3 protein-coding genes and 1 pseudogene are annotated in these 3,427 nt (G+C 69.4%); all 4 read left to right on the top strand.

All coding sequences use genetic code 11. The annotated features are described in order from the left end of the window. Positions 1–210 (top strand): annotated as a pseudogene (locus tag D1643_RS10310) (single-stranded DNA-binding protein); the annotation flags it as partial. 23 nt (positions 211–233) lie between these two features. Next, the gene (gene rpsR / locus D1643_RS10315) at positions 234–494 is read left to right on the top strand and encodes a 30S ribosomal protein S18 (RefSeq protein WP_160710535.1); all 261 of its coding nucleotides are present in this window, start codon (positions 234–236) and stop codon (positions 492–494) included. A 14-nt stretch (positions 495–508) separates the two neighbouring features. Beyond that, positions 509–1,096 (top strand): 50S ribosomal protein L9, encoded by a 588-nt coding sequence (rplI, locus tag D1643_RS10320; RefSeq protein ID WP_160710536.1) that lies wholly within the window; start codon positions 509–511, stop codon positions 1,094–1,096. A 491-nt stretch (positions 1,097–1,587) separates the two neighbouring features. Further along, positions 1,588–3,427: hypothetical protein (locus tag D1643_RS10325; protein WP_370520340.1), on the top strand; the 1,840-nt coding region annotated here is incomplete at its 3' end.

The following is a 3,427-nucleotide window of genomic DNA, read 5'->3' on the forward strand; positions in this document are numbered from 1 at the left end:
AGCCAGTGGGAGCGCGACGGGCAGAAGCGCAGCAAGATCGAGGTGATCGTCGACGAGCTCGAGTTCATGTCGAGCCGCAACAGCGGTGCTCAGCAGTCCGGCGGCTACGACGCCCCGGCCTACTCGGCCCCGGCTCCGGCGTACAATGCGCCGGCGGCCCCGGTCATCGACGCCTCTTCTTCGGTCTATGACGAAGACATCCCGTTCTAAGCGAAACGAAAGAGGTTAATGCAATGGCCGATTATGCAAAGCAGCCTCGTCGCAAGTACTGCCAGTTCTGCAAGGACGACGTGGAGTACATCGACTACAAAGATACCCAGATGCTGCGCAAGTATGTTACCGACCGCGGTAAGATCAAGCCCCGCCGCGTGACGGGTGCCTGCACCCAGCACCAGCGTGATGTCGCGAACGCCGTGAAGCGTGCTCGCGAGATGGCCCTGATGCCGTATGCGGTTCCCGCTGTCAGCGGCCGTGGCGACCGCCGCAACCGCTAGGCTAGGAGGTCCCCATGAAAGTTATTCTTCTGAAGGAGCTCAAGGGCAAGGGCGGCGAAGGCGACGTCATCGACGTGGCCCGCGGCTTCGCCAACAACTACCTGCTCACCCAGGGCTATGCCGTTCTGGCCACTAAGGGCAACCTGAAGCAGCTGGAGCAGCGCAAGCACAACATCGCCAAGCGCGAGGAGACCCGCATCGCCAACGCCGAGGCGCTCAAGGCGAAGCTGGACGACCTGAAGGTCACCGTGGACGCCCAGGTGGGCGAGGAGGGGCAGCTGTTCGGCTCCGTCACGTCCGTCATGGTCGCCGACGCCATCCAGGCCGCCGTGGATGCCGAGATCGACAAGCGCCGCGTCGAGCTGGGCAAGCCGATCAAGGTTGCCGGCGTGCATCCTGTGACCGTCTCCCTCTACCGCGACATCAAGGCCACCGTGCAGGTGGTCGTGGGCCGCGAGGACGCGGAGGCCGAGGACGCCATCGACGCGCTGGAGGAGGCCATCGACATCGCCGAGTCTCCGGCGGACGAGATGGTGGAGATCGACGCCCAGGTGTCCGAGGACGGCACCGTCGAGGCTGAGGTCACCGAAGTCGAGGAGTAGCCGCTCGCCGCTCCCGCCAAGGCTCCGAAGAGCTTCAAGCGCCAAGCCCCTGACTTTCGAGTCAGGGGCTTTTTTTGTCAAAAAATGAAGAGCGTGAGGAAGAAATGTAAACTATCAGTTACATTCCGCGCCCGCCTTGCGGGCGCTTTGCCAAAAAAGTTGCCGGAGGGTATCAAAGCCATTACAATTACGCCGGTAACCAGGCTTTTTCGCCGTATTGACCGGCGCCGTCGGGCAAGCGGCGCGGTGGAAACGTAACTGAACAAAAGGGATCGAACATGAGCGAGCAGAAGTTCTCAGCCTCTTGTCATGTCCATAGCCAGCCGGCGCGTTCCGACGTGCCGGAAGCGGAGCGCACGCTTTCGGGCGGCGCCTCCCCGCATGCGTCCGAGCGCCTTGACGCTCGCGGTCGCTCGCGCGCCGCGGCGTCTCCTCGTATACGCGCGGGCGCGCGCGCGAGGGATCGCCGCTCCTTCCGGGAGCGTCCGTGGGTGAAGGCGGTGTCCACGGCCATGGCGGTGCTGCTGGCCGTCACCGTGTTCGACACGACGGGGCTGGCTCCGCTCGTCCAGGACGCCGCAGCTGCGCCGTCTGCCCCGGCGGGCGCGCTGGCCCAGCCCGCTGCCACCGGCGAGGACGCCGGCGATGCGGCCACCCCCTCGGACGACTCCGCTGCCGACGCCGTCCCTGCCGGATCATCCGATCCCGCCAGCTCGGGCGACGAGCCCTCTTCCGACGCCGCGGGCGCTGCCCCGTCTGCCGGCGACGCCGCGGACGCCGCGGACCCCGCCGAGCAGGACGTCGTGGACGAGGAGGTCGTCAAGGCGCTCATGCCAACCGGCCTGACGGCGGCAGAAGAGGTTCTGCCCCAGGTCAAGGGCGGCACGGACGACGTGCTGCGTCGCCTGAGCCCCGCACTGGTGCTCTACGGCGCGCCCCTCGCCTCCAACGGCGCGTTCCTCGTGAAGGGCCAGCGCCTCAAGGGCGCCTACGAGCTGGGCAACCTGTCGGCCCTGCTCGAGGGCGGCTACCTGGGCGGCAGCGAGCAGGGCGACGCCGTGGTGCTCACCTTCGACGTGCCGTACCTCTACGAGGCCGCCGACGGCAGCCTGCGCACGACGCTCTCCCAGGAGGAGTGGAAGGCCCGCCGCGGCATCACGCGTCCGGGCGCCCTCGACCGCGGCGGTCAGCGCGCGGCCCTGTTCGCCGAGGGCGAGCCGGAGGGCTGGTCGTTCTGGCAGCAGCACGGAGACGGCTACCTGCGTCTGAGCGCCGACGCGCTCAAGGAGGGCGTCTCGGGCCGCATCGTGGCGCGCTGGGACGGCAACGGCGGCAAGCTGGACGCGTCGACTCCCGTTCCCAACCTGGAGTTCGGCCTGGTGGGCTCCGTGGATGCCGCGGCGCGCGCCACCGTCACCTACGGCTACGAGGCCCACAGCTTCACCCCGCGCGCCACGGAGGCCGACCCGGCTCCCGCCGTGCAGCGCGGCGACGCCCTGCGCAAGGCGGCGGGTTCGTTCACCCTGGTCAACGACGAGACCACCGCGAAGGCGTCTCTTGAGGCCGAGCTGGCTTCCCAGCCGAAAATAGCTGACGGGGGGGGGTATCTCGCTAGCCTGATTCGCGTGTCCGTCCCCAAGGACGCGCCGACGGTTCGCACGGTGGCGGTGAGCGCCGCCTATCCTGCCGATAACGAGGGCCGCCACGGCGTGCCGCTGGACGCGCTCATGGCCTATCGCCTCGATGACCTGGGCGCTACCGTCGAGAACCGCGACGAGGCTGGCGCGGTGGACACCTCTGACGCGACGCGCGCCGACGCGCGCTTCGTGGGCGTGCCGGGGAAGGGCGGCGCCGTCGTGCTCGACGTGACTGCGCTCACCGACGAGCAGCGTGCGACGCTCGACCCCGCCGACGCCGGCGCCCTGGAGGCGCTGGGCGTGTCCCCGCTGCCCTACGCCGTGGCCGAGGACGGCCGCATCCAGGTGCTCCTGGAGGGGAGCGACGCGACGGTGGAGCCCGAGGGCCAGCGCGTCCTCTACGTAGCGGCTCCCTACGCGGAGGCCGCGCTCGACGCGTCGGCTGACGATCCCGCTGCGTTCGAGCCAGTGGAGGTCGTGGTGGATGCGCAGGTCACCGCTATTGCCAAGGGCTCGACGGTGGCCATCGCCCAGCACGCGGTGCTGAGCGCCGCCTTCCAGCGCGAGCCCCAGGCCCCCGCGGTCGATCCGGACGCCGCGACTGACAACCCGGAGCCGCCCGCGGCTGACGACCCCGCGCCCGCCGATCCGGAGCCGCCCGCGGCCGCCGACCCGGCCCCCGCGCCCGACGGCG

This window comes from Enterorhabdus sp. P55 (assembly GCF_009911695.1).
Taxonomy (GTDB): Bacteria; Actinomycetota; Coriobacteriia; order Coriobacteriales; family Eggerthellaceae; genus Enterorhabdus.